Below are 264 nucleotides of genomic sequence, written 5' to 3' on the forward strand. Positions count from 1 at the left end.
GCCGGACAAGACCTGGTCAAGCATCTGCCGAACTACATCGCCCTGTTCGCCGTGTTTGCCGTGCTGTTCGGCGCCAGCCTGAGCGTGCTCAAGCAGCGCATCGCACACTTCCTTGCGTCGTTCGCGATCCTGTTCGCCGTGTCGGTGCTGATTTTCGAAGTCGGCGCGTGGGCCAATGCGTCGAAGTACAACATGGAGCCGCCGCTCGTCGCGCTCGCGCTTGGCTTGCTGATCTCGAATGTGTTCCGTCTGCCCGAATGGTTT

General features: G+C 61.0%; 1 pseudogene. It reads left to right on the plus strand.

Annotated elements, in window-relative coordinates:
- Positions 1-264: pseudogene (locus tag SB753_RS38145) on the plus strand (putative sulfate exporter family transporter); the annotation flags it as partial.

The sequence above is a fragment of the Paraburkholderia sp. SIMBA_053 genome (assembly GCF_046534895.1).
Classification (GTDB): domain Bacteria; phylum Pseudomonadota; class Gammaproteobacteria; order Burkholderiales; family Burkholderiaceae; genus Paraburkholderia; species Paraburkholderia caledonica.